Origin of the sequence: Tianweitania sp. (assembly GCF_032053605.1) — a bacterium.
GTDB lineage: Bacteria > Pseudomonadota > Alphaproteobacteria > Rhizobiales > Rhizobiaceae > Tianweitania.
In genome coordinates, this window is the sequence record NZ_DAMBUH010000033.1 from 11139 (window position 1) to 36552 (window position 25414).

Consider the following 25414-nt stretch of genomic DNA (forward strand, 5'->3'; position numbering starts at 1 on the left):
GAAGTGATGGCAGGCGACTATTGGGCCAATCACTGCCGCCAGACGGTGCGCTTCGCTGAAGCGTTGCGAACGGCCTGCGACGGGATCAAGCCCGTCCTGCTTGAAGTCGGGCAGGGGCGTACGCTTTCGACCTTCGCCGCGCAAACGCTTAAGCGCGGTGAGCTGGCGGCCAACATCACAAGCCTGCCGGATCATGAGCGCGGCGTGAGCGACCAGCGAGCAATCGCCGAAGCCACCGCAAGGCTTTGGACGGCAGGCGTTTCCATCGACTGGCCGCAGCAAGGATCGGCGCGACGCACAAGCCTGCCGACCTACCCCTTCGAGCGCGAACGGTTCTGGATCGACGCGCCGACGCCGCTTGCCCGGAAAGGCCTCACGACCTCTTCCCCTCGCGCGCAAGCGTCTCCCGAACTCACCACCGGACCCAATCACGCAGAGATCACCATCATGAACGCAATGCCGGATTTTGACGTCGAACGCTGGGCTACACGTCTCGAAACCACGCTGATCGGCCTTCTGAGTGACCTATCCGGTCAGCCAAGTGATGAGCTGCCGAACAGCGCGACTTTCATCGAACTCGGCTTCGACTCGCTGTTCCTCGGCCTGTTCAGCCAGGAGATCCAGAAGAAGTTTGGAGTGAAAGTGAGCTTCCGCCAGCTTCTCGGCGACATCGGGAGTGTGGCCAGCCTCGCCGCGCATCTGGATCGGGAACTGCCGGCGGAGACCGCAGCACCGGCTCCGACACCGGTGATGGCGCCAGCACCCATGCTGGCCACATCCGTCACCGTCCCGGTCATTCCCGTCGCTCCAATCGCCGCTTTACCGGTGATCGGAACCGCTGAGCCAGGAAGCCTCGAAAGCCTGATGCACGGCCAGTTGCAGACCATGCAGGCGATCTTTGCCGAGCAGATGAATGCGTTGACCCGTCTGCGCGGCGAGGCGCCCTCGATCTCAGCTGTCGCTCCGGCCGCGCAACCCATCCCTTCACCGGAGCCCGTTCCCGCTGTTGCGGAGATCGTGCTGCCAGCCGAAGAAGGCCCGTCGCGGTTTCGGATGTACAAGCCCGGCGGTGAGGCCGCGCAGGCGGATATGCCTGATCAGACCCGCGCCTTCATCGCCGATCTGGTGGACCGGTTCGGCAAGGCGCATCCGACATCCAAGGCGATGACTCAGGACGCGCGGTCCCACCTTGCAGATCCGCGCACGGCGGCGGGTTTTCGGACAGTCTGGAAAGACGCGGTGTTTCCGATCGTGGCCGCGTCAGCGAAGGGGTCGCGCATCACCGACATGGACGGCAACACCTATGTCGACCTCGTCAACGGCTACGGCCAATGCGCCTTCGGCCATGCGCCGGACTTCGTGCTTCACGCCCTTTCCGAACAGCTGGAGAAGGGTTTTGCCATCGGCCCGCAGTCGCCGCTGGCCGGCAAGGTCGCCGAGCGCATCGGCCGCATGATCGGCCATGAGCGCGTGACCTTCTGCAACACGGGTTCGGAAGCCGTCATGGCCGCCATGCGGGTGGCTCGCAGCGTCACCGGACGCGACCGGGTCGTCGTGTTCTCCAACGATTACCATGGTCAGTTCGACGAGGTTCTGGTGACGCGTGGCGGCCGTGCCGGTGCGGCGATGCCGATCGCGCCGGGCATTCCAGCGGGCTCGGTCGGCAACATGTCCGTCATTCCCTATGGCGCGCCGGAAAGTCTGGACTGGATCGCGCGCCATGCGGGTGAAATGGCGGCCGTGGTGATCGAGCCGATCCAGAGCCGGCATCCGGAACTGCGGCCGGTGGAGTTCGTGCGGGAACTACGCGCGCTTACGGCGCAGAAGGACATCGCGCTGGTGTTCGACGAGGTCGTCAGCGGCTTCCGCGTGGCGCCGGGCGGCGTTCAAAGCCTGTGGGGTATTCAGGGCGACATGGCGACTTACGGCAAGGTTCTGGGCGGCGGCATGCCGCTCGGTATCCTCGCCGGCAGCGCGCGCTACATGGATGCGCTCGATGGCGGAGTCTGGCGCTATGGCGATGCTTCCGAGCCGGAAGTAAGCCCGACCTTCTTTGCCGGCACCTTCGTGCGCCATCCGCTGACGCTGGCGGCGGCCGACGCCGTCTTGACCCACATCGAAGGCGAAGGGCGCGCACTTTACGATCGCGTCGCGCCGCGTACGGCTCAGCTTGTTGAGGAGATCAACGCGGATCTCGCCACCCGCGGCGTGCCGGCCCGTGCGGAAGTGTTCAGTTCCTGGTTCGTGGTGAATTTTGGCCAGACCGATCCGCTCGGCAGTCTTGCCTATACGCAGCTGCGGCAGATGGGCCTGCATATCCAAGAAGGCTTCCCCTGCTATCTCACCACCGCCCACAGCGAAGAAGATTTCGCCTTCATCATCAGGACCTTCCGCGATGCAACCGACGCGCTTCAGGCAGGCGGCATTCTCTGCCCCCCTGAAGGCAGGCGCCCAATGGCCGTGACGAAGCAGCCCGAAACGCCGGCTCTGCCGGCTTCCGCGCCGCTCACCGAGTCTCAGATGGAAATCTGGCTGGCGGCCCAGATGGGTCCCGCCGCATCGGCCGCCTTCAACGAGTCCTTCAGCATCACCTTCGATGGTCCTGTGGATGATGTCGCCCTTCAGGCTGCGCTCCGTGACGTCGCGATGCGCCACGATGCCCTGCGCACCGTTTTTGCCAAGGACGGCAAGAGCCAATCCGTTCAAGCCGAAAGCGAGTTCGACATCGCGCGCGTGGATCTCTCGCAGGCTCCAGACGCGGATGCCGCAATCAAGGATATCCTCGCCGCCGATGCTCGCAAGCCGTTCGACCTGACGGAATCGCCGCCCGTGCGGGCTGCCTTGCTGCGGCTGCCCAATGACCGAAGCCTGTTCCTGTTCACCGCGCACCACATCGTCTGCGACGGCTGGTCGGGCAACATTATCGCCGAAGATCTCGCGACCGCGTATTCGGCACGCATCGCCGGGCGGCAGTTGGACATGCCGGAAGCCCTGTCCTTCTTCCGGCACGCGGCCGCGGCCAAGCCGGCCAGCGAAAGCGAAGCAGCCTACTGGCTCGACCGGTTCCAGACCGTTCCCGATCCGCTCGACCTGCCTTTTGATCGCGCACGGCCCGAACAGCGCAGCTATCAAGGCGCGACCGTCACCCGCGAATTCAATGCCGACTTGCTAAAGCGGGTTCGCAAAGCCGGCGCGGCGCATGGCTGCACGCTGTTCTCGACCCTGCTCGGTAGCCTGCATGTCCTGCTGGCGCGTTTGTCCGGCCAGGAGGATTTCGCCATTGCCGTGCCCTCGGCCGGGCAGAGCCTCGATGGCAGGCAAGGGCTTGTCGGCCATTGCGTCAACCTCCTGCCGATCCGCTTGAACTCGACGCCTTCGACCGCCCTGCGCGACCACTTCAAGGCCGTTCAGGCGCATGTTTCGGACGCCTTCGAGCATCGCAGCTACACTTATGGAACTCTGGTGCGGCGTTTGGCCATCAAGGCGATGCCCGGTGTCCTGCCGTTGACACAGGTCCAGTTCAACCTGGAGCGTGTTCCGCAAGCACTGAGCTTTGCGGGAACGAGCGCTACGATGGCGCCCAATCCCAAGGCGTTCTCCAACTTCGACCTGTTCTTCAACGTCATCGAACAACCCGACGGGCTGCGGCTCGATGTCGATTACAACACCGACATCCTCGATGACGGCACGGTTGCACGCTGGATCGATTGTTTCGAAACCCTGCTCGACGCGCTGGCTGGTGGAGAGGCGGAGACTATCGGTGCCCTGCCCACAGTTCCGGCTGATCAGGCCCGCTGGCTGATCGACGATCTCAACCGGACGCAAGCGCCGTTCGACGACCAAATGACCGTCGTAGACATGTTTGCCGAGCAGGTTAGGGCCCGGCCAAACAGCATCGCGGTGCGCTACCGCGACCAGGCGCTCACTTATGCCGAACTCGACCAGCGCAGCACGCGGCTGGCGCGCCATATCGCGTCCCTGGACCTTGGGACCGGCCGGCGCATCGCAATTGCCGTCGAGCGATCAGCCGAAATGCTGGTGAGCCTGCTCGCGGTGATGAAGGCCGGTCACACCTACATCCCGCTTGATCCCGCCCATCCGGCACCGCGACTGACACAAACAATGGAGATGGCAGGGGTTGCCGCCGTAATTGCCGACAGCGAAGCTGTAGCCGCACTACGGCCGCAGGGATCGAAGCTCATCCGCCTCGATCTCGATACGGCGGCCATCTCGGCTCAGGACGGGACACCGTTACCGCGCTCGGCGAGCGATGTCAGCGCATCGGCCTATATCATCTTTACCTCCGGCTCGACCGGTGTGCCGAAAGGCGTCGAGCTTCCGCATCGCGCGCTCACCAACTTCCTCCGGTCGATGGCGAAGGAGCCCGGCTTCGGGCCGAAGGATTCCATCGTCGCGCTGACGACGATCTCCTTCGACATCGCAGCGCTGGAACTCTACCTGCCCCTGATTTGCGGTGGCACCGTGGTCATCGCCGATCGTTCCGAAGTCACGGACGGCTTTGCCCTTGTGGACCGGATCAAGGCGAGCGGTGCGACGGTGCTGCAAGCAACGCCCACCTTGTGGCGCATGCTGCTGGAAGCGGGCTTCGAACCGGATGCATCCATGCGCATGCTGTGCGGCGGCGAAGCGCTGCCGCGCGATCTGGCTGAACGCCTCACCCAGTCCGGCGGCGTGCTCTGGAACATGTATGGCCCGACCGAGACGACCATCTGGTCGTCCTTGGATCGCGTCGATGCCAGCCGGCCAATTACCATCGGCCATCCCATCGACAACACGTCGCTGCATATCCTGTCGCCTGAAGGGCAGTTGCAGCCGGTCGGCGCAGTCGGGGAGTTGCATATCGGCGGTGTCGGCCTCGCGCATGGCTATCTCAACCAGCCCGATCTGACGGAAAAGAGCTTCCGGTCCATTGCCCTGCCGGGCCATACCATCCAGCGCCTTTACAACACGGGCGATGTCGGGAAGCGCCTGCCGGATGGTTCGCTGCAACTGCTCGGGCGACGCGACAACCAGGTCAAGCTACGCGGCTTTCGCATCGAACTGGGCGATATCGAATCCGTGCTACGGAAGGTCGAAGGCATCGCCGCTGCAGCCGTCGATGTGAAGGCGAAGGCCACCGGCGATCGTCAGCTGGTCGGCTATTATGTCTGTACGCCGGGCAGTAGCGTAACCGCCGAAACCCTTGCTGCGCAAGCTGCAGCCAAGCTGCCGGCATACATGGTGCCGAATGCTTGGGTGCAGCTTCCAGCCCTGCCGGAAACCGCCAACGGCAAGCTTGATCGCAAGGCGTTGCCCCTGCCCGGCTCGGCGATTTCAGCGGCACCGATTGCATTGCAGGGTCCGACAACCGAACTGGAACACGAGCTCGCCGATATCTGGAAGAACGTGCTGGGCATCCCCGAGGTGGACGTACGGCAAAACATCTTTTCGCTGGGCGCTGATTCCCTTTCGGTGTTCCGGATCGCTGCCCGGATGATGGATGGAGGCCTTGGCCTCGACGCGCGCGATCTTCTGAAATTCCCGACGATCCGCGACCTCGCCCGCCATGCTGCCCAGGCGAAAACCGGCGCAGGAGCCGGTTCGGCCACCAGCCTCAAAGATTTCCGCCATGGCGCCAAGCGCGCTGCAAGGAGGGTCGCATGAACCAGCATTCCCCTATCGCGCGACCCGTGCCGCTTCCGAGCGTCGTTGATCGCTTTCCTTGCACGCAGTCACAGCAGCGCTTCTGGCTGCTCGAACAGATGGCGCCCGGCAACACCTCCGCCAATGTCGCCTTGTGCTGGGAGTTACGCGGGAGCTTTCAGGCGGAAACCATCGAAAAAGCGTTCCGCCAGGTGATCGACCGGCATGAGATCCTGCGCACCCGCTTTGTGGAAGAAGACTCCGTGCCGCTGCAGGAAGTCGTCGATCACTGCGACTTCAAGCTTTCCGTCGTCGATCTTCGCACCGTCCCCGCGGATCAGTTGGAAAAGCGGGTCGCTTCCATCAGCAAAGAGGAAGCCCGCATCTCCTTCGATTTGTCGCGGGCATGCCTCCTTCGCGCCACCTTGCTCCAGCTTGCGGCAGGCCGCGCCTATCTGCTGATCACCGTTCATCATCTGTGTTTCGACGGCATGTCCATCCGCGTTCTCGGTCGCGAGATCGGCGAGATCCTCGATGCGGCTGACAACAACCGTGCAGCCGAACTGCCGGAGCTTGCGCTTCAATATGGCGACTTCGCCCTGTGGGAGGAAGCGCATCGGCAGTCAGCGGACTTCGAGACCGAGCGATCATACTGGCGCGATAAGCTGGCCGACGCGCCGTATTTCGAATTGCCAACGGACAAGCCGCGCGATCTGGAGCGGAGCCATGCCGGCGCAGCCGTCTCGGTGCTGTTGTCCAACGACATTTCCAGCCGCATCGACGGTCTTTCCCGCAGCGAAGGGGTCAGCGTCTTCAGCCTGTCGGCCGCGATCCTGGCTGCCGTGCTTCATCGCTGGACGGGCAAGACCGACATCGCCGTTGGAACGCAGATCGCCGGCCGCGATGAAACAGAGCTTGAGACACTGCTTGGTGTCTTCATCAACAATATCGTCCTCCGCTTTGCAATTGAGCCCGACGCCGGCTTTCAAGCCCATTTGGCCGCCGCGAACGGGATAGTCAGGGATGCGCTGGTTCATCAGCATATGCCCTTCAACACACTGGTGGAGATGCTCAACCCGCCGCGCGATCCCGCACGCACGCCGCTGTTTTCGGTCAACATGATCGTGCAGAAGGCGTTCATGGAGGATCATCGCTACAAGCACTTCGAGATGCTTGGCCGGCCCTCTTCCACGCCTGGTGCGCTGTTTGATCTCAACTTCATGATGATCGGGCGGCCGGAAGGCTGGCGGGCAACCATCGAATACAATCCGGATCTTTTCGACGCCACCACGGCAGACCGGCTTCTTGCCGACTGGACGGGGGCCATCGAAACATTGACGGCCAATCCGGCCCGCTCGATCGCAGAACTTCCCGTCACCTTCCCGGCTGCCGCAACTGCTGTCGACCAGCTTGCGCCGGCGGCGATCGAGGCGCTGCTCCTCGAACACGCGGCGGTTGCCGCCGTGAAGGCCGTTGATACGAGCAACGGCGCTTATCGGCTTCTTGTGGTGCCCGACCCCTCTTGCACGCAGCCGCTCGAAACATTGCCAGCAACGCTCCTCGACCATCTGTCGGAGATCGCGCCGGCTTTATCCCGGCCGATCTCGATCAGCTTGGTCATGCAATTGCCTGCCGACGTCGGCGAAAGCCTTCAGGATGGGCCTGCCAAGGGTGAGGTCGAACCTGCCACCAATGCTCATCATGACGCGCTTGAAGCCGTGGTCAGCGAACTCTGGCGGGATCTTCTTGGGCTTACAGACGTCGATCGCACCGCCAACTTCTTCGATCTGGGTGGGCACTCGCTATTGGCTGTACGTCTGATAGCAAAGCTGCGAGAGCGCTTGAACGTCAAGCTGACTACCACGGCCCTTTACCGCGCACCGACGATCGAGACGCTGACAGCCCAGCTGGCGGCGCTCGCGCCTATCAACGCTGTCATTCCGGAAGAAGACACCCGCATTCACGACATCAATCCGGATGCGCCGGGCATTCCGATCATCTCGATCAACAACTATTCGACGATCTACGCCATCTCCAAGCATTTCAGCACGCCGCGGCGCAGCATCAGCGTGCGGCTGGTCGATCCGGACGCGCCTTTCGAACCTGATAACAAGAGCTTCGAGCAGATCGCGGACGCCTATGTCGAACTGGTTAAGCGCGTGCAGCCTCAAGGCCCCTATGCGCTCTTCGGCGTCTGCGTCCATGGCAATATCGCGCTGGAAGTCGCACGCCGACTGATCGCCGGCGGCGACGAGGTGGCGGGGCTGTTCATCAAGGATGTGTGGGCGCCGGCCTATTCGGCCCATGTGCGAGACAACCGCAAGATCCGCCTGCTCAACAAGGTTCACGACGGTCTCCTGCGGCTTCGCAGATGGCGACGCGGGGAGTTGTCGATGTTCGACGTGCTCAGATATTATCCCATTATCCGATCGCGCCGCCTGTTCCTGGCGATGGAGCGCTTCTTCGGGAACACGCTGGAAATGGAAACGCGCCTGCTATCCACGACGTCGCAGGGTGCCTTTGTTTCCTACCTGGCTGCGGCCAGAAACCGGTACATGCCTGAAACCTATCCGGGCGATGTGGTCATGTTCAAGACCAACGAGTCTCCCGCCGGCCGCCACTTCGACATAAGCCTGGGCTGGAAGGCTGTTGTTTCAGGCAAGTTCGACATTGCTGAACTTGAGGAGATCGTGGTGTCACGAGGCGTAGAGATCGGCACGGTTGAAGCGGCGGCCCGGATTGAAGCGACCTTGACGCGGGCGGAGGGAGGCCGGGCTTGAGAACAAGCCCGCTGCCTTCGATACCGGACGAGGCGCGATCGTTGCTTCATGCCCGGCCTCAGCACTTTGTGGACGGATCAGTCCAGCGCCGAGAACCAGCCATTGGCGATCGCATAGCGCACGATGGCCGAACGGGTGCCGAGGCCGAGCTTCTCGGCCGCGCGCAGTTTGTAGGTCTCGACCGACTTCGGACTGAGGTTGAACTCGGCGGCGATCTCCTTGATCCCGTAGCCGAGCGCCGTCAGCCGCAGCGTATCGAGTTCCCTCGTGCTGACTTTCGGATGTGCAGGATGCGGTGCGATCCGAATGCCCCGGCTTGCCGAACCGCGTCCGAGCGTCCGGCTCATCAGCACCGGATCGACGTAAGTGCCACCTGCCCTGACGGAGCGAATGGCCGGTACAATCAGGCGCGGATCGGAACTCTTCAGGATAAAGCCGCCCACCTGCATCTGCAGGGCGTTGCGCAGGGTTTCCTGATCCGTGTGCATGCTGTGCAGCAGCACTTTCACGGTCGGGAAGCGGCTCATCAGCCTGGCGATCCAGCTCAAGCCTTGATCCTGTTCAAGGGTGATGTCGAGGATCGCTATGGAGGCACGCGGATCGGCGAAATGTGTTGCCGCACTGTCCGCCGTTCTTGCCGATCCGATCAGCGTCAGATCGGGCTCGCTGGCCATGAGGGCCGAGAGGCCAGCGATGATACTGGGGTGGTCGTCCACGATAAAGACGCCGGTGCTTGCCGCATCTTTTTCCATCACCACCTCGTATCGGGGAGGTGGATGAGCATGCGCGCTCCCCGCGGGTTATTGGGCTCGATCTGCAAACTGCCTCTCAACTCCGCGAGGCGCTCGCGCACGCAGTGCAAACCCAGATGTAAGCCACTGCGGTCGTAAGCCTTTTCGAGATCGATGCCGTTCCCGTCATCGCTGAACGTGATCTCCAACGTGCCGCTCGCGGACTGATGCAGACGAACCAGCACGTGGGTCGAGCTCGGCGCGTGCTTGGCGACGTTGGTTAGCAATTCTCCGATCACGGCCGTGATAATGTCAGCGCAATGGCTCCCGACATCAACATGCGGCGTGTTCAGCTCGACGAGTGTTGGAATTTGCGTGATCTGAGACCAGGTCTGCAACTGGTTACTGATGACTTCAACGAGCCCCCGGTGCTGAATGCACCGCATGTCGCAGGCCAGGCCCCGTAAAGTTCCGTTGAGGGTTTCGAGCCGCTTGCGCAGCGTCGCAATTTTCAGCCGGTCGGTCGGATCGTTCTCGACGGCGAACAACTCGTAGCTGAAGGCCGTGAGGTCCCAACCGACTCGGTCGTGCAACTCTCGCGACAGATGCAGGCGCGCGCTGAGGTAAGCATCAGCCCACGCGCCATTATCACTTACGCTAACCTTCTCCTGATCTTCGATAAACATTGTATTAATCCCCGCATCGCCAAATCTCCTTTGTCCCCGAAGTAAACCTATTATTAATGACACTAATGCGCCATAGCTCCTCAGGCCTAAACCATTGGTGCGAATTCGTCGCAACGCACGGCCAAAACGGTCCATGGCGGCCGGGACGAACTAGCCTTGATTGCGTTACGTCGCGTGGAGCCACCTGTTCGAAGTGCAAGGCGGCGTTAGATGGGCGTTAACCTAGATTTGGCAACATCAGGTGCGAAACAGGGCAACAAGGGCGAGACCTTTGGGACGTTTGCTGATGCAACAAACATCCGGGCCTGGATCACGAACCCGGTGGACGGCGAGCGGCGCGTCCTATCGCAGGGTGGCGATCATTGTCGCGGTTCTGTTCTGGGGTGGCGTTGCGATCGCCATATACGCGTACTTCTAGTCCGTTCTTTTTAGACCGTTGGCTGTACCAGCCTCAGCATGAACCGCGGCCGGTCCACGCAACGCCTGCAGTTTTCAACAGGATAAAGATGTCGAGCACGAGGTTGTGTTCGCGAACATACTTCACATCCAGCCGCACGCGCTCCTCATAGGTCGTATCGCTGCGTCCGCTGATCTGCCAAAGACCTGTCAGGCCAGGCCGCACCTGGGCATAGAAGGTGAAGTCACCATCGTAGCGGGAGATCTCGTCGGTGACGATCGGCCGGGGACCCACCAGGCTCATCTCGCCACGCAAGACGTTCCAGAGCTGCGGCAGTTCATCGAGACTGGACTTCCTGAGCATCGCACCCAGCCGGGTGACCCGGGGGTCACGATGCAGCTTGTGGAAGGCGGCCCACTCCGACCGAGCCGCTTCGCTTGCTTCCAGATGGCAGCGCAAGAGGTGCTCGGCATTCCTCGCCATGGTGCGAAACTTGTAGCAGCGGAACATCTTGCCGCCGCGCCCAACACGCATCTGCGAAAACAGCACAGGTGTGCCTTCCGTAACGGCCAGAGCGATGCCGATCAGGAGGAACACCGGTAGGAAGAACAGCAGCAACACGCTTGCGCCCACAACATCGAGCACGCGTTTTGAGGCTTCTGATGTAAGCACGGTGTGCAGCCAACCCGCATCGCCTGCGTCGACCAACACCCTCACGCCAACGTCGAGCTCACGGCCTGGCAGATCCACGACAATGGCCGGCCCACTGGCCGGCCGCATGTTTGCAGTCAGGTCGATCAATCTGTCGTCTTTTTCTGCGAGGCTCATGGTTCTGATCCAGAACTGTCACACGGCGGCTGCGAATGGCGAACGCAGCAGAAGCTGGTCGCCGGGTTGAAGGTTTTTCAGGTTGATTCGGATAGCGATATGCGTGGCGAAGGCGGGAACTGTTCCGTCGCGCCATTCGTCCTCACGCGTCTCCAGGGTCGAACCCATAAAGGTTCGCCATTCCACGAGATCGCTCGCCGCAATCGGCAGCGGCTTTTTCGCCACCACATAGGAAAGCGGCTCGCCGTTTCCGCTGGTCTGCGATGGGTCGCAAAACAGGATGTCGAGCAGCAGGTCGTCGGTCGGCGGCCGTTCACCGATGGTCGTGACGGTCCGTTCTAGCCTAAGATCGAGCGACCATGACAACCGCATTCCCGGGAGGGCGCGCGCGATCAGCCAACAAGCGGCATCGCCTTCGTTCCCTGTTCCTGGCGTAAGCGCGACAACCCCGGCTTCGCTGTGGCGGGACAGGCAGTCGCGAAGCTTGACTGCATCGCGGCCGACCAGCCGGATCGGCAGGTTTGCGAGATTCTCGAACGCCGCTGCCGGTCCAAACAGATTGCTGGCAGGATCGCGAGTCACGATGGGCGCGATGAACTTGCGCGCATCCCCTGCGATGTCCTGCAGGATGACCTTTCCATCGCCGCTGCCGAATATGCCGGTAGCGGTTCTCAAGTTGTAGCAGCTGGCACGCGTTAAACGAAACGTCGCCAGACGTGAGCGGCATAGAACGATGTGATCGGCCTGATTGCCGTCTTCGAAGTCGCGGCCGCTCACCATCATCGTGCCGCCGTCGATATTGACCAGCCCGCCGCCGACGTCGAACAGGACCTGGTCTTTTCGCAGCAGGCGGCCGGTTTCGAAATGGCAGCCGGAGGCATGCAGCTTGCCAGCGCCTACATAGAACTGATCGCAGAAATTGACGGATGTTCCGAACAGGTTCAGCTCCGCGCCGCCGTTCCAGATGCCGATGCGGCCGGCGCCAATCGCGCAACCGAAGAAGCTGATATTCTCGCCGGCATCTTCCGTGCCGCCGAGCACATGCACGCCGATCTCGCCGACGAAGCGGCAGCTGTCGAACTGCGCGAGATAACAGCGGTCCGCCAAAACGAGCGCGGTGCCGAAGCCTTCCACCATGACGTCGCGCATTGCGAGCCTGCTTGCGCGACTGTCGATCGCCGTCTGGAACCGGATGCCTTCGAGTCCGTTTTCCACGCCGGCCGTTCCTGGACCGCGCAGTCTCAGACCAGTGATCCAGCGATGGCCGTATTGTGCGCCGTCTTCGCGACAGCGGATCAGCAGGCATTCTCGGGGATCTGATTGGGTCACTCGAAAATCTTCGACCGCTGCGTCGCTGTTGCAGGACAGCGTCAGCCTGCAAGGCGCATCCGGAGCATCGAACTCGAAAGCATAGATGCCTGCAGTCGAGAGAACCCACTTGAACAAAGGGGCCTCCTGCCCTTCGGGCGAGATCTGAATGCGCAGGAAGGGATTGTTGGGGTCGCCGAGCAGCGAGGCCACGTCGACTTCCATGCGACAGCGTTTGCCCGGTTGGACCTGCAGCGGCAGGGTCAGCTCTTCGGTCTCAGCGCCGACATGATGAAGGCGCTCATCCCTCTTCATCCAGGATCCGGCGGCGGCGGAAACGAGAGCTGGCAGCGCAACGATGTCGCGTGTTTGAACGTCCTTGCGCTGGGAGAAGTCCAGCACCGCGCCGAACGCCGTCAACGCACACAGTGTCGGGTCCAATTCGATGCGCGATCGGCAGCTGTAGGTTCGGCTGCCGAGATCGACCTGCCCGCTGCGAACATCCGATACGAAGGTGATGGCGCGCTGGATCGTGCGCGCATGGTCGGCGCCTGCTTCCAGTGGACCAAACCAGCCTGGGCGCACGGTTGCGCCATCGTAGTCAGCACGAACCCAGTATCCACCGCGACCGGTTGCGTCGGCTACATGCACATGGCCGTCGTCGGGTACGGCATCTTCTGTTTGTGGGCGCCACACGAACAGTCCCCCGCCACTGTCTTCCGGCCTTTCGAGCCCTTCGGCGTAAGCCAGAAGGGCGGCAGTCTGAATATGCGCCAGCTGCCGCACCGTGCGAACGGGAACAATGGAAAGCGAAGGCTCCTTACCTTCTTCGGCGCTTGCAGCCTTCGCCGCCGAGACCGTCATCAATGCTGCGAGACCGAGGCTGCCGGCGCCACCGCAAAGCAGCTTGCGGCGGGGCAATGTCCAGGTATCTGCCGTTTGTGCCGAGGGAACGGCTGAGGGTTTGTCACTCATGCGAGCGCCTCCGACCTTGACGCGCCGACAAAAGCGGGACGGATGGTGAGAGGGGCGTCGAATGGCTGCCTGATGGCTGCGCGATGCGGCGCGAAAGATGCGGCCGCGATCCCACCAGCCATGACATAGACGAACAGCCCGATGTCGAAGACTGCACCAACGATGCTTTCCGCGATCAGGGCACCAACCAGTCCGCAACGCAGCGCTGTAACGAAGCGCCTATCCTCTGCGGAAAGCGTTCGGTCGAGCCGCATCCACAAAAGCGAGGCTACGAAACCGGCGAAGAGGATGAAGCCGGGCAGTCCGACATTCGACAGGAGAACCAGAAGAAAGCTGGAGGCCCGCGCGCCGCCGATCCCTACCCCAAGACCATAGGAATCCAAGAAATTTTGGAAGGCGACCTCGTTCCACATCATGCGCTCGCGGCCCGATGCGTCGGAGATCTTGCCGACAACCGTCTCCTCGAAGAACTCCTGAACGCGGTCCGCGATGGAGGGCGCCAACAGCAGGAGAAGCATCAGAAAGGCCAGCCCGAGCACGGCTATGGAAAACAGCGCGATCGGTCGCCGGATCGGCCTTCCAACGAAAGGACCGCCGAACTCGTACAGCACGAGGGCCAACAAGAAGACGGCCAGTCCGACATAGGCCGTGCCGGATGTCGACGCGAGGAGGAGAACCAGCATCGCTACGGCAAAACAACCGGTCACGCGGGGCCGCTGACGGTCCAGCCAGAGACTGACCGATATGGCGAACAAAACAAGGCTGAAACAAGCGAAGGCCGAGGCCTCGGAAAACGAGCCGGTGATGCGCTTCAGGCCGCCCTTCTCGGCGTCCGTCAACAGCGCATAATTCGCAGTGCGAATGAAGCCGAGAAGAAAGGCTGTTCCTGTCTGATAGGTCAGAACGTCGACAATGCCGAGCAGGACATGCAGGCCGAGAACGAGGTAGATCGCCCGCCTGAGCTGACGCATGCCATCCGGCAGCCTTGTCAGGGCGAAGGTTGCCATGAAGGTCGCCACGCCGCCGAGAAAATAGATCAGCTGGCTCACATACATCGAGTTGTTTTCAAGCGGCCGCAACTGAAGCGCGGCCTTCCCGTCTGGATCGCGGACGATGGAGATGGTTTCCGTGATGCCAGCCATCATCCGGGGGAAGAACAGCGCCGAAACAACGGCATAGATCGCCAGCAACAACAGCCAGAAACCGGGACTTGGTGGCAGCAGTGATTGCAGAACAGGTGCAGGGCCGACGCGGCGCACCGCTCGCGCCATGTAGAACAGCAGGAATAGGTTGGCGCAGATTACAGACAATCCGCCAACCGATGTCAGGTTCAGGGCCGCAGCTGTTCTGAGGATCGAAAGTACCGCGATCGAGCCGATTGCGAGACCAACCGGCATGAAGAGGCTTGCGAACCCGAGAACAAGCGTGAAGGCGCCAATGGCGGTGAGGCTCATGATGCAAGTCCTTCCTGCATCATCGGCGGAAGGGTCGTTCCGCCTGCCCCGACCAGACAGACGCGATAACGAGCCATCAGCTGGTCGCACCAGGCGCTCTCGCTCTGCGTCAGTTCCTTCGCCCGTGATCGTGCTTGCGCTGACATGCGTTCAATCAAAGCGTCGTCATCCGCGAGCCTGCGCATGGCAGCGGCGAGCGCTGCGACGGAACCGGTGGTAAAGGTGAGGCCGAAGCCACCCTGCACTGCTTCTTCCGCAATGTTGGCCTGATCATTGATAATGATCGGCAAGCCGCTTCCAGCTGCTTCCACGGCAGCCATCCCGAAAGGCTCCGGTCCGCGCGACGGAACGACAACCGCTCGCGCATCAACAAGCAGCGCTCCGATCTCGCTCTTGGCACGCCATCCAAGGACTTCGACCTCGGGATAGTGCGTGCGCAGCAGATCACGGCCCGGCCCGTCGCCAATGATCGACAGCTGGACCTTCGCCAGGCGTGCTGCCGCTGCCGCGTCCTCGAACCCTTTCTCGGGGTTGAGGCGCGAAATCATGTAGAACTTCGCGTTTCTTTGCGGCGACAAGAGTTTGTGCGTGAACGGCTCGGCAGGCAGGAACGTCGCGCGCATGTTGGGATGGATGGTGATGACCTGGCTCGCCCCCGCCGCCACATCAAACAGCGCCTGCCTCACGCTCTGGCGCGATGAGCGCCACAGTTTCTGGCCATAGGACCGCTTGTCGCAATGCGTCAGCAGGCATGCCGGCGACAAGGCGGTTCGTTGGCAGGTATTGGCGTGCCGGAAGTTGTACTGCAGCCCGTTGGGACAGGTGAGGAAATAGTCATGCGCATGGATCAGCATGCGCTCGGCCACCGGCTTCAATGCATGGAAGATCGCCGGCGACAGGATCCGGGACCACGTATGCAGATGATAAACGAGGCCGGGCCGGTCGTTCTCGGCAATCCAGGCGCGCATCATGCGAAATGCCGAAAGGTTATAAAGGCCGTTCAAAAGCGACCGGGCACGGCCCCGTTCAAGCAGCGGCGCCGATCCCAGGCTCACCACCCTGACGCCAAGTGCCTCAAGCTCGGTGCGTCCTTCGCCAGCATCGCCAGTAACAAAGGTGACCGGTACGTCGCGCTCGCGCAGCAGTCGAGCCGAGAGCAGAGCAAGGCTGGTCGCACCGCCTGCGGCGCGGGACAGATCGTTGATGATCACGACGCCGGTCAGCATGGTCCCTAATCCAGATCCAGAATGCGCATGGGAGACAGGCGCCCGGCGAGAAGTTCGCTCAGCCCGATCAGATTGCCCTTCAGCCGCCCGCGACGATCCACCCAGGGTTCGGGTCGGAAACTGCGGACGAGGTTTGCAATCAGATTTCGCGCAACGCGCGTCACCGTACGGCGGGCCGTCATACGGTTCTTGCGCCAGAGATAGATGGGGTTGGCGACCTGCGAATAGCCGAACTTGATGCCTGGTGTTCGTCCGCTTTTGGTGCCGAGATGCACGCCGCGAAGCGCTGAGCTGCGCACGATCCGCCCACAACGTGCAACGGCCCGGCTGAACTCGACGTCTTCTAGCCAGCTATACAGGGGAAGATTGGCGTCGAACCGAGCGCCCTGCTCCAGGATCGGGCGCAAACGCAACAGCATGTTGCAACCGTAAACGTTGTAGACGTCTTGCAGGGCGCCGATCCGAGCTGCTCCGCCCGACCGTTGATCGTCATCGAGCACATGGAGGGCTTCCGCCAGAGGAACGCCGGAATTCTTGATGCCGTCCTTCAGCACGGTTCCCGTGGCGAGAACGACCTCGGGATGCTCATTGGCGAGCGAGATCGCCTGCTCCACGAAAGTCGTAGCCGGCACGAAGTCGTCATCGAGAAAAAGAAGGAGGCTTGCCTCAGGCCAATGCGCTTCCAGAAGATCGAGGATCGCATTGCGCTGCAGCGCCAAGCCCTTCAGTCCATGTAGAACCACAACAGGAAAGGGCGCTCGCGCCAGCGCATACTTGTCGACATCCTCCACAGTCGCGCCGCAAACCACCGCGAGATCCGGGTAGGTCGACTGATGATCGAGCCGGGCAAAGACTTCGGACAGCAGGTCGCGGCGACCTGCTGTTGCGATGCCGAGCACAAGGAACGGCTGCTCCGGCTTCCTCATCCAGGCGTTGTGGTACCTATCCAACGGACGAACCCTCCAAGGCGCCATCGATCATCACGGCGCGGAAGCGCGTCGGTGAGCCGGCAAGTGACGCAAGCGCGCCGGCAATGTCGGCGACCGGCGTGCGGAGATAACGGCAGCTGATCAGAATGCCATCCAGCCCAGCAGATATGGCCCTGGCATCGGGCGCTTCCTTGAGCGGTGGCAGATCGACGATGATGACATCGTAAATGCCAGCGGCTTCGCGCAGCGCCAGCTTCAGATATGTCGGCGCGCGGTGCGCATCCTTACCGGTCAGGTCGGCAAGGCTGACGAACCGGATGCCGTTCCCGATTTCCAGAACGGACCGACCGATAACCGATCTTTCCTCGGCTGTTCCGTCCTCGACGCTCTCCATCTCTTGCGTCAAACCAGAATGCAGCCGGTCCGCGTCGACAAACAGCGTTGACGCACCGCCCGCGGCATAAAGCAGAGCCAGGTTGCTCGAGATCTGTGCGCGGCCGGCGTCGTGGTTCACGGATGTGATGCCAAGAACCATCGGCCGCTTTTCGTTGAGCGCAATGTCGAGCGAGGTCTTTGCTTCTGCGAGCGCACGAGAAAATTCGCATTGCGGTGCCGCTAACACAGTGCGGAAGGCATCCTCTTCGACCTCCTTCCCACGCATCCATGCGCGCAACGCGGCCAGTCGGCCGGGTCGGGGAAGCACGGCAATGCAAGGCACGCCCGCGCGGCTTTCGATTTGCCGGCGCGACCTGACCCCCGGTGCGAGCGCACGCCGCATAAGCGCAGCACCGACACCCAAAACGCCCCCGAGCACGACACCCAGGCTGACGATCAGCGTGGTTTTTGGCTGGCTCGGCGTGAACGGTTGCACTGCGGGCGTGACGATGCGGGCATCCGAGACGGGAAAGGACTCCCGCTGCACGGTCTGCGTGAAATGCTGCAGCATGAGCTCGTACATGCGCCGGAAGGTAGACGCGCGGCTTTCCAACTCAGCCAGCCGTACATATTGAACACTGGCTTCGCCCGCCTGATCGAGCATCTGCTCGAGCGTGTCGTCGGTGCTCAAGCGGTTGCGCTCGGCGGTGTCGAGTTCGAGCTTGTAGGTGGTGCGCAAACGCGTCAGCTCGCTGCGCATCTCCTCGCGGATCTGCTCGATCTCGGCAGCAACGGCACTTGGTGCCGCGCCCTCTGCTCCGTAACGCGCCGACAAGTCGGCTTGCCGGATGCGCGCATCGAGAAGGCGTTGGCGCAGCGTGGTCAGCACCGGCGTTTCGCCGATATCCGCATCCATGGTCTCGCTGATTGCGCCCGATCGCAGGATTGCATCCACGGCATCGAGCCGCGCTTTCAGCCGTGAAGACTCCCCGCGCGCAGCCTGCAACTGCGTGCTCGTGTCGCGCAGTTCGCGGTCGGCCAGCGGACCATCCGTCCGAGACGTGAACAAACGCTGCGAGGTTCTGAACTGCTCGACAGCTGCGGCGGCCTGGTTGGCCTGCGTGCCCAACTCGTCGAGCCGGCCTTCCAGCCATTTGGCGCCGCGTCGCGCGGCTTCCGCCTTGGATTCGACCTTTGCGGCGATATAGGCATCGACGATCGCGTTGGTGATCTGCGCGGCCCGCGCTGCCGAGGACGAGGAATACGAGATTTCGAGCACATAAGACTGACCAAGACGGCGGACGCCAAGACGGGCGGCATAAGCGCCCATAGCGCCACGCAGCCGCGCATCCACCTCGTTGCCCTCGATCGAAGGCATGTCCTCGAAGGCCGCCTTGATTGACCGACGGATCCTCGTCAAAAGACCGGGTTCGGCGTTGTATTCGGCCTCGTCCACCAACCCGAGTTTTTCGATCACGGCAAGCGCGATGGAGCGCGACTTGACCAGCTCGACCTCGCTGTCGACGCGCGCGGACTCCATGGCCAGCGACACGGAATCTGCTTCCTGCAAAACGAGACGCGACTGGGAGGTGTCGATGATGAGCCTCGCTTCGGCCGTGTAGGTCGGCAGAGCGGTTGCCGCATAGGTCACGCCGAGCACGGTAAACGTCAACACGCACAGGCCGATGATCAGCCACTCCTTGCGAATGAAGTCGACAACGTCGCGTAGCGAAACGTGCTCCGCCTCAGTCAACGGCTGGGCTGGCATTCCGAGCGTTGGCTGAAGCGTGACGGGGATCATTCCTGCGCTCCCGCCACAGCTGTTTGGTCATCCAGTGCCGGTGCAGCGGGCACCTCAAAGGGCTGTGTCGTGATGGCGCCGACGCTTGCCTCAACGGGCGGCATTTCCACGATTTCCACGACGTCGTCAGCCATGACCGGCGTGTCGGCCGATGCCGTCAGACGGACCGTCTTGCCTTCGACGGTGCGGGCAATAGTCATCTTAAAATTGGACTGCTGGTTGAGGAAAGCTTCGATGCTGCCGCGCGCTGCAATCGAGCTGGCCTCGAACACAAGCCGCTCAGCCGTCAGACGGCGTTCGCCGAGCTGGTCGATGGAAGCCTGCGTATCCTGTATGTCGCGGGCGACCTGCAGCCGCTGGTCTTCCACAAGCGCGATCTTGTCGCGTTCAGCGTTTGCGATTCCCTGCCGGGCGCGAACGAGGCTTGTCGCGAGATCGAGCTGCTGCGCCTGAATGTTGCCCAGCACACGATCCATTTCGAACTGACGGTTCGCTGGCGCAATACCCTGCTTTACAAGGCCTGTGACACTGGCCAACTCCGACTTGCTGGATTCCAGCTGCCGCTCAAGGACGTGCGTTTTGGCTCCTAACGTGTCGATTTCGGTCTGCAGCAAGCTTTTCAGCGCGTCGATGGCCGCGACCTGGCGCGCAAGCTTCTCACGACGCGAGCCGAGGATCGCACGCTCTTCTGCCATGATCTGGCTGCCGGTCGCATGGCTGGTGATCGGCTGCGGAAAGGCGATGTCGGCTGCGTCCGCCGCCTCTGCCGACAAGCGCGCACGGCGGGCCAACATGCGGACGATTTCCAGATCGATCGACGTGATGACGCCCATTTGCGTGATGACATCGCGCTCAGGACGCTGCGACGTTTCGAAAGGCCGCTGTCGTCCGCCTGCAAGGCTAATGGCTTTCGTGACATCCATGCCCGGCCGCCAAGGATATTCACCCGGCTTGGAGACGGCACCGCTCACATAAACGGGACGAAACTGCGAAACTTCAACCGAAGCGACCGGAGCCGTCTGGAGGCCTGTCGTCTTCTGCATGAGGAGGCCGACCTCGCTGCCGAGCTCCTCCGCGCTCTTGCCGGCTGCGGGAACGGCGCCGAGCAGCGGCATCGAAATCGTGCCCGCTTCGGAAACCGTATAATCACCGTCCAGCGCTTCCCAGGTCTGGTAGGTGCCTTTCGCGGCAATCCATTCCAGCACGCGGATGCGCAGCTTGTCCTGTGGTCCCAGCCGATACCCGTCGGCCAGTGCGGGCGCGGACCCGATGCCGGAAAAGCAAAGCAGCGCCGCCGCATAGACTACCGGTTCACGACAAGCCGCGACCAACGCTCTGCCCAGGACTTGCCGTGTGAACAGCGCTGTTTTCGCGACCATGCCCGACCATCTCACAATGGTTCCCAGGCAGCGCACACGTCTCGCATTTCCGTTTGAAGCGGAATTACACCTCGCGAACATCCACGCCTGGGAACATCAACCCGGACACAGAATGACAAACAAAGATGATGCGGAAGAGCAGTAAAAGCGCTGCAATCTGACAGGAAAAACCTGACAGCGCTGCGCATTTGCCTTCTTTTATTTCGGTCATGGCCGATTGAAGATGCCGGCACTTCCGCCAAGGCGCTGTGTTCTGCCGTGGCACTGTATCTGCCCTTTTCGGGCGGTTTCGAGCCTTAGTCCAACCACGCACGGATACATCCAGTCACGGCGCGCGTCGCCGCTTGACCTTCGCAACCGTGCCATGTCGCATCAGGGGCGCACCGAGGAGATCGGCGCGATTGCATCTTCATGACAAGCGCTGCTTTCCTGCGGCTTCTCAAGCGTTTGGGCACGGGCGATAGCCTGTATTTCATATCGGCCCGGACCTTCATGCAGGTCAGCCAGTTCGTCATCTTCATCGTGGCGGCCCGCGTGCTGGCTCCCGCGCAGTTCGGCATGTTCGCGCTCGGATCGGCTGTGGCGATCCTTCTGGCGAAACTCGGCGAAGCCGGCTGGCGGGAATATGTTCTGTCTTCGCGCAGTCCTACCGCCGTAGCATCCGCTACGACGGCCGCCCTGATCAGCGGCCTTGTCTCCACGTCCATATGTTTCGCCGCCGCGACCGTGGCCGCCTCACTCTTTGCGACAAGTGAGATGGGCTGGTTGCTGGCCTTCTTTGCATTATGGCTGCTGCCCGCGGGCATCAGCTCCGTGCAGGCGGGCGTGATGATCCGAAGTGCACGCGTCCGGGCTCTCTCGATGGTTCAGATCCTCGGCGAGTTATTCGGCCTCGCCTGTTCGCTGGCCAGTTTGAACGCCGGTTTCGGCCTCCTGTCGCTCGTTTACGGACGACTTGCGTGCCAGATCTTCAGTCTGCTGGCTTTTGTCTCGCTCATCGGCGCGCCGCGCCTGATCCGGCTGGATAGAGCGACCGCATCGGAACTCATCGAATTCTCGCGTCAGATCCTGGCCACCAGGCTGATTGCCTTCTTCCGGTCTTACGGCGCGACCTTCATCATCGGATTCCTGCTGGGTCCGGCAAGCACCGGCCTGTTTCGCGCCGCAGAGCGGCTCGTCGTTTCCCTTTCGGAGGTTCTGGCAGAAACCGTTCAGGTCATTGCCTGGAAGAACTGCAGCCGCTCCCTGACGCAGACCGATGAGCGGGGCGCGCAGCAGCGGTTTCTCGCCCGCGAGGCCGAATACATCCACCCCATCCTGCTCGCGACCTCAGCGCCGATATTCCTCGGTCTGGCGCTGGTCTCAGGCAATGTGATCGAGGTGGTGCTCGGCCCAGCCTGGACGCCGGCTGCCGCCGTTGCCTCCCTTATCGCCATCCGTCAGCTGCTGCTGATGCCGGGCTTCGTCACAGAGCCGCTTCTGGCAACCATGGGCGAGGTCCGGCGGATGCCTCCGGTTTCGCTGTTTAACGCCCTTCTGGCTTTGGTGCTGGTGCTCGTCTGCGCGCCCTTCGGCATCCTTGCCGTGGCGGTCGGACAATGTATCGCGGCCGGGGTTTCACTCTCCTTCCAAGTCCGGCTGCAAAGCCGCTATGCCGGTGTCGCGTTCGATCGCGTCCTTCGCCGGGCCTTTCCTATCCTACCAGCCTTAGTGGCCATGGCGGTGGCGGTCACTTCCGCGCAAGCGATCGCAACGGAGGAGAATCGGGCGCTCTGGTCCGTTCTGGCGCTGCAGATCGTGTCCGGCGCTCTCGCTTATGCCGGCACTCTGCTCATTGTTGAGCGCCTGACCAGCCACGAGCGAAGCCTCCTTTATCGTCCGGTGACAGCATGAGCGTCATCGAAGCCAGTACCCCACGCGAGGCTGAGTGGAGGCAGGTGCCGTCGGCTTCTTTCGGACCGGCCGTGGTGCTGCGCTGTTTCAATGTGAAGTACAGCCCCAATCTCGGTGATGGCATCCTGTCCGAATGCCTGGAAGCAGCGCTGATCGCGCTTGGCGCCGATCCCGCCACACAGTCGATCGACCTCGCAGCGCGAACCCGCTTCGGCGACGTCATGACAGGGCGAAGCGGCGCGCTGACAGTGCTGGACAGTCTGCCGGACGCATTACGGCGCAAAGCCGTGCGGCTGCCGCTCGCCCTCAGCGCATCGATGAAATGGCGGCCGCATTACGCCGACGGGCTGGAAGGTGCGACCGGCGTCGTGATCGGCGGCGGCGATCTCATTTCGGATATCGACCTCAACTTCCCGACCAAGCTGCCGCTCGCCATTGCCGAAGCGGAACGCCGCAACCTTCCCGTGACGATCTATGCCTGTGGTGCTGGCTCTTACTTCAGCAAAGCTGGCTTGCAGCGTTTGCGGCGCGCCTTTGCCAGCCCGGCGCTTCGCGCGGTTTTCGTGCGCGATCAGGATTCGAAGGCGGTTTGGGACAAGCTGCTGGCTCCGGCAACAGGCCATATCGCGCAGGTCGTGCGCGATCCGGGCCTCCTAGCGAGCGAGGTTTATGATGCGCCTGCGCCGCAACGAAAGGCGGGCAGTCGCCCGGTTGCCGGCCTCGGCATCATCAGTCCCATCGCCATCCGCTACCATTCCGACAAGGCGCCTTCACCGCGCGCGCTCGAAGAGTGGTTCGTGGAAGCGGCCTCCCGCCTGATCAGACTGGGTTTCACGGTCCGCGTCTTCACCAATGGCAGCCCGGAAGACGTCGCCTTTGCAGCGCGGTTGCGACCCCGTCTGACCTCGCTCGGAAGCCCCGCAGATATCAGCTTCCTCGATCAAAGGACGCCAGGCGAGTTGTGCCGACACATTGCCGGTTTCGACGTGATGCTGGCCCATCGCATGCATGCGGTGATCGCCGCTTACTCCTATGGCGTGCCCGTTCTCGCGCTCGAATGGGACCGCAAGCTGCGCTCCTTCATGGCTTCGGTCGGGCGCGAACAATGGCTGGCGGATCCCTTGTCGATCGATGGAAAGCGATGCGCCGAGCTCGCGATGCTGGCCTATGCAGAAGGGATCCCCGACGCCGAACGATGCGCTGTCATCGCGGAAGCCAGGGCCGACGTCGCCAAGCTCTGGCACGTCTTTGCACCGGGAGCAGCCGCATGACGCTCGCTTCATCCCCGATGCTCCCCACCTCTATCGTGCCGAATGCGAATGCCTTGGTCGGCCTCGCATTCCACCGCTTCAAGACCTGGATGCTGGACCTCGCCTTGCCGTTCTGGTCCACCACCGGCCTGTCGCCGGATGGCGGTGTGGTGGAATGCCTTTCGCTCGACGGTCGACCGGCACGGCCTGGCTTCAAGCGCGTGCGTGTTCATGCGCGCCAGATCTACGTGTTCTCGCACGCGCACATCCTCGGCGTTCCCGACATGCTTCCGGCTGCGCGACACGGTGTCGACTTCCTTCTACGCCACGGACGCGATCATGCCGGCGGCTGGGTGGTCAAGATGGGCGAGGCCGGCGGCGTGGTGGACAGCGAAGTCGACCTCTACGACCAAGCCTTCGTCATCCTCGCTCTGGTCTGGTGGCACAAGGCAAGCGGCGAACATGAAGCGCTTGCGCTCGCCCGTGACACGCTGGCGATGATCGAGACCCGCTTCGCGCGCGCCGATGGCCAAGGCTTCCTTTGCCGGTTGCCCGACCGCGGCGGACAACTTCAAAACCCGCACATGCATATGCTGGAATCCGTCCTCGCGCTGCATGAAGTCATGCCGACCGAGCAATCCGACCGGGTGATCCGGATGCTGTTGAGGCTGTTCGAGACCCACCTCTTCGATGCCGAAACAGGCACGCTCGGCGAACACTTCGACCAAAACTGGCATGCGCCGGCGGATGAAACAGGCGACCGTCTTGAGCCCGGCCATCACTATGAATGGGTCTGGCTCCTGCATCGGGCACGGCAGCTGGGATATGCCGTCGAGCCAAGCATACCGGCCTGCCTGCTTGCATTCGCCGAAACATACGGTCTCGCACCCGGCTCAGCCCTGATCCATGACGAGGTGGCTCGCGACGGCCGCATCCTTGCATCCGGCCATCGATCCTGGCCGCAAACCGAGCGCATCAAGGCGCTCATCACCCGCGGTGAAACAACAGGCCAGTGGCCGCATCCAGACATCTTCCAGGCCCTGGATGCCCTGTGGACGCATTACATCGCCCCAGCCCCGCAGGGCGGGTGGATCGACCATATCACCGCCGAAGGGAAAGCGTGTGTGTCAGCAGTTCCCGCTAGCACGCTCTACCACCTGTTTCTGGCCTATGCCGAGCTCGATCGGACGGCCCATGCATTGTTCGGCACTGCGTAGGGGGATGCAGCATGATCGTCGATGATTTTCACGGCAAACGCATTCTAGTCGTCGGCGACATCATGCTCGACCATTTCGTTCGAGGATCGGTGGAGCGTGTGTCACCGGAAGCACCGGCGCTCGTGTTGCGCATCCAGTCCGATTACTGGGCCGTCGGCGGCGCAGGCAATGTCGCGACGAATGTGTCGAGCCTGGGCGGGATCGGCTGCCTGGTCGGGGTGGTCGGCGCCGACGATGCCGCCCGGCGCATCGATATCCTGTTCGACCGGGACGCCAATCTCGAAAACCATCTCGTCACTTACCCGGGCTGGCCGACCATCGAGAAGACTCGCTTCATTGCCGGCGACAACCACCTTCTGCGCGCCGACCGCGAAGGCGCGCCCGCCATTGCGCGTGCTGTGGAGGAGGAGTTGGTCCAGCGGATCGAGGCAGCCGCAGCAACCTGCGACGCAATCATCCTGTCCGACTATGCCAAGGGCGTTGTCACCCCGGCGATCATCGGGGCCTGCGTGCTTGCCGGACGCGCGCACGGCATCCCCGTC

General features: G+C 62.4%; 15 protein-coding genes. 6 read left to right on the plus strand and 9 right to left on the minus strand.

What is annotated here, in order from left to right; all coding sequences use genetic code 11:
- The first annotated feature begins 6 nt into the window (after positions 1 to 6).
- Positions 7 to 5664: a non-ribosomal peptide synthetase gene (locus RTX98_RS09895; RefSeq protein WP_312796313.1), complete on the plus strand. Its 5658-nt coding sequence runs from the start codon at positions 7 to 9 to the stop codon at positions 5662 to 5664.
- Positions 5661 to 8423, plus strand: coding sequence for a condensation domain-containing protein (locus RTX98_RS09900; RefSeq protein WP_312796315.1), 2763 nt, complete (start codon positions 5661 to 5663; stop codon positions 8421 to 8423). Before RTX98_RS09895 ends, RTX98_RS09900 begins: the two co-directional genes overlap by 4 nt.
- A 77-nt stretch (positions 8424 to 8500) precedes the next feature.
- On the opposite strand, the gene RTX98_RS09905 is transcribed toward RTX98_RS09900, so the two are convergent.
- The 9 genes from RTX98_RS09905 to RTX98_RS09945 form a co-directional block, all read right to left on the minus strand.
- Complete coding sequence (locus RTX98_RS09905) at positions 8501 to 9175, minus strand: response regulator transcription factor (RefSeq protein WP_312796316.1); 675 nt, start codon at positions 9173 to 9175, stop codon at positions 8501 to 8503.
- Positions 9175 to 9840, minus strand: coding sequence for a sensor histidine kinase (locus RTX98_RS09910; protein ID WP_312796318.1), 666 nt, complete (start codon positions 9838 to 9840; stop codon positions 9175 to 9177). Before RTX98_RS09910 ends, RTX98_RS09905 begins: the two co-directional genes overlap by 1 nt.
- 451 nt (positions 9841 to 10291) lie before the next feature.
- On the minus strand, positions 10292 to 11065 hold the full coding sequence (locus tag RTX98_RS09915) for a sugar transferase (RefSeq protein WP_312796320.1): 774 nt from the start codon (positions 11063 to 11065) through the stop codon (positions 10292 to 10294).
- An 18-nt stretch (positions 11066 to 11083) separates the two neighbouring features.
- Positions 11084 to 13348: a hypothetical protein gene (locus RTX98_RS09920; protein WP_312796322.1), complete on the minus strand. Its 2265-nt coding sequence runs from the start codon at positions 13346 to 13348 to the stop codon at positions 11084 to 11086.
- Positions 13345 to 14802, minus strand: a complete 1458-nt coding sequence (locus tag RTX98_RS09925; protein ID WP_312796323.1) for a hypothetical protein — start codon at positions 14800 to 14802, stop codon at positions 13345 to 13347. Before RTX98_RS09925 ends, RTX98_RS09920 begins: the two co-directional genes overlap by 4 nt.
- Entirely contained in the window at positions 14799 to 16028 is a 1230-nt protein-coding gene (locus RTX98_RS09930; RefSeq protein WP_312796324.1) for a glycosyltransferase family 4 protein, read from the minus strand. Before RTX98_RS09930 ends, RTX98_RS09925 begins: the two co-directional genes overlap by 4 nt.
- A 5-nt stretch (positions 16029 to 16033) precedes the next feature.
- Positions 16034 to 16954 (minus strand): glycosyltransferase family 2 protein, encoded by a 921-nt coding sequence (locus RTX98_RS09935; RefSeq protein WP_312796325.1) that lies wholly within the window; start codon positions 16952 to 16954, stop codon positions 16034 to 16036.
- Positions 16955 to 16970: 16 nt separating this feature from the next.
- A complete protein-coding gene (locus tag RTX98_RS09940; RefSeq protein ID WP_312796326.1) occupies positions 16971 to 19133 on the minus strand; it encodes an exopolysaccharide transport family protein in 2163 nt (720 codons plus the stop codon).
- Entirely contained in the window at positions 19130 to 20512 is a 1383-nt protein-coding gene (locus RTX98_RS09945; RefSeq protein WP_312796327.1) for a polysaccharide biosynthesis/export family protein, read from the minus strand. The genes RTX98_RS09940 and RTX98_RS09945 overlap by 4 nt, the downstream gene beginning before the upstream one ends.
- A gap of 411 nt (positions 20513 to 20923) precedes the next feature.
- On the opposite strand from RTX98_RS09945, the gene RTX98_RS09950 reads away from it, so the two are divergent.
- From RTX98_RS09950 to RTX98_RS09965, 4 genes are all read left to right on the plus strand, one after another.
- Positions 20924 to 22405, plus strand: coding sequence for an oligosaccharide flippase family protein (locus RTX98_RS09950; protein ID WP_312796329.1), 1482 nt, complete (start codon positions 20924 to 20926; stop codon positions 22403 to 22405).
- Complete coding sequence (locus RTX98_RS09955; RefSeq protein WP_312796330.1) at positions 22402 to 23676, plus strand: polysaccharide pyruvyl transferase family protein; 1275 nt, start codon at positions 22402 to 22404, stop codon at positions 23674 to 23676. Before RTX98_RS09950 ends, RTX98_RS09955 begins: the two co-directional genes overlap by 4 nt.
- Positions 23673 to 24872, plus strand: coding sequence for an AGE family epimerase/isomerase (locus RTX98_RS09960; protein ID WP_312796331.1), 1200 nt, complete (start codon positions 23673 to 23675; stop codon positions 24870 to 24872). Before RTX98_RS09955 ends, RTX98_RS09960 begins: the two co-directional genes overlap by 4 nt.
- Positions 24873 to 24883: 11 nt before the next feature.
- Positions 24884 to 25414: bifunctional heptose 7-phosphate kinase/heptose 1-phosphate adenyltransferase (locus RTX98_RS09965; RefSeq protein ID WP_416223100.1), on the plus strand; the 531-nt coding region annotated here is incomplete at its 3' end.

Excerpts from the sequence above, each read along its gene's own strand:
- RTX98_RS09895 (WP_312796313.1), top strand. The coding sequence starts at position 7 with ATGGCAGGCGACTATTGGGCCAATCACTGCCGCCAGACGGTGCGCTTC.
- RTX98_RS09900 (WP_312796315.1), top strand. The coding sequence starts at position 5,661 with ATGAACCAGCATTCCCCTATCGCGCGACCCGTGCCGCTTCCGAGCGTC.
- RTX98_RS09905 (WP_312796316.1), bottom strand. The coding sequence starts at position 9,175 with ATGGAAAAAGATGCGGCAAGCACCGGCGTCTTTATCGTGGACGACCAC.
- RTX98_RS09910 (WP_312796318.1), bottom strand. The coding sequence starts at position 9,840 with ATGTTTATCGAAGATCAGGAGAAGGTTAGCGTAAGTGATAATGGCGCG.
- RTX98_RS09915 (WP_312796320.1), bottom strand. The coding sequence starts at position 11,065 with ATGAGCCTCGCAGAAAAAGACGACAGATTGATCGACCTGACTGCAAAC.
- RTX98_RS09920 (WP_312796322.1), bottom strand. The coding sequence starts at position 13,348 with ATGAGTGACAAACCCTCAGCCGTTCCCTCGGCACAAACGGCAGATACC.
- RTX98_RS09925 (WP_312796323.1), bottom strand. The coding sequence starts at position 14,802 with ATGAGCCTCACCGCCATTGGCGCCTTCACGCTTGTTCTCGGGTTCGCA.
- RTX98_RS09930 (WP_312796324.1), bottom strand. The coding sequence starts at position 16,028 with ATGCTGACCGGCGTCGTGATCATCAACGATCTGTCCCGCGCCGCAGGC.
- RTX98_RS09935 (WP_312796325.1), bottom strand. The coding sequence starts at position 16,954 with ATGAGGAAGCCGGAGCAGCCGTTCCTTGTGCTCGGCATCGCAACAGCA.
- RTX98_RS09940 (WP_312796326.1), bottom strand. The coding sequence starts at position 19,133 with ATGATCCCCGTCACGCTTCAGCCAACGCTCGGAATGCCAGCCCAGCCG.
- RTX98_RS09945 (WP_312796327.1), bottom strand. The coding sequence starts at position 20,512 with ATGGTCGCGAAAACAGCGCTGTTCACACGGCAAGTCCTGGGCAGAGCG.
- RTX98_RS09950 (WP_312796329.1), top strand. The coding sequence starts at position 20,924 with ATGACAAGCGCTGCTTTCCTGCGGCTTCTCAAGCGTTTGGGCACGGGC.
- RTX98_RS09955 (WP_312796330.1), top strand. The coding sequence starts at position 22,402 with ATGAGCGTCATCGAAGCCAGTACCCCACGCGAGGCTGAGTGGAGGCAG.
- RTX98_RS09960 (WP_312796331.1), top strand. The coding sequence starts at position 23,673 with ATGACGCTCGCTTCATCCCCGATGCTCCCCACCTCTATCGTGCCGAAT.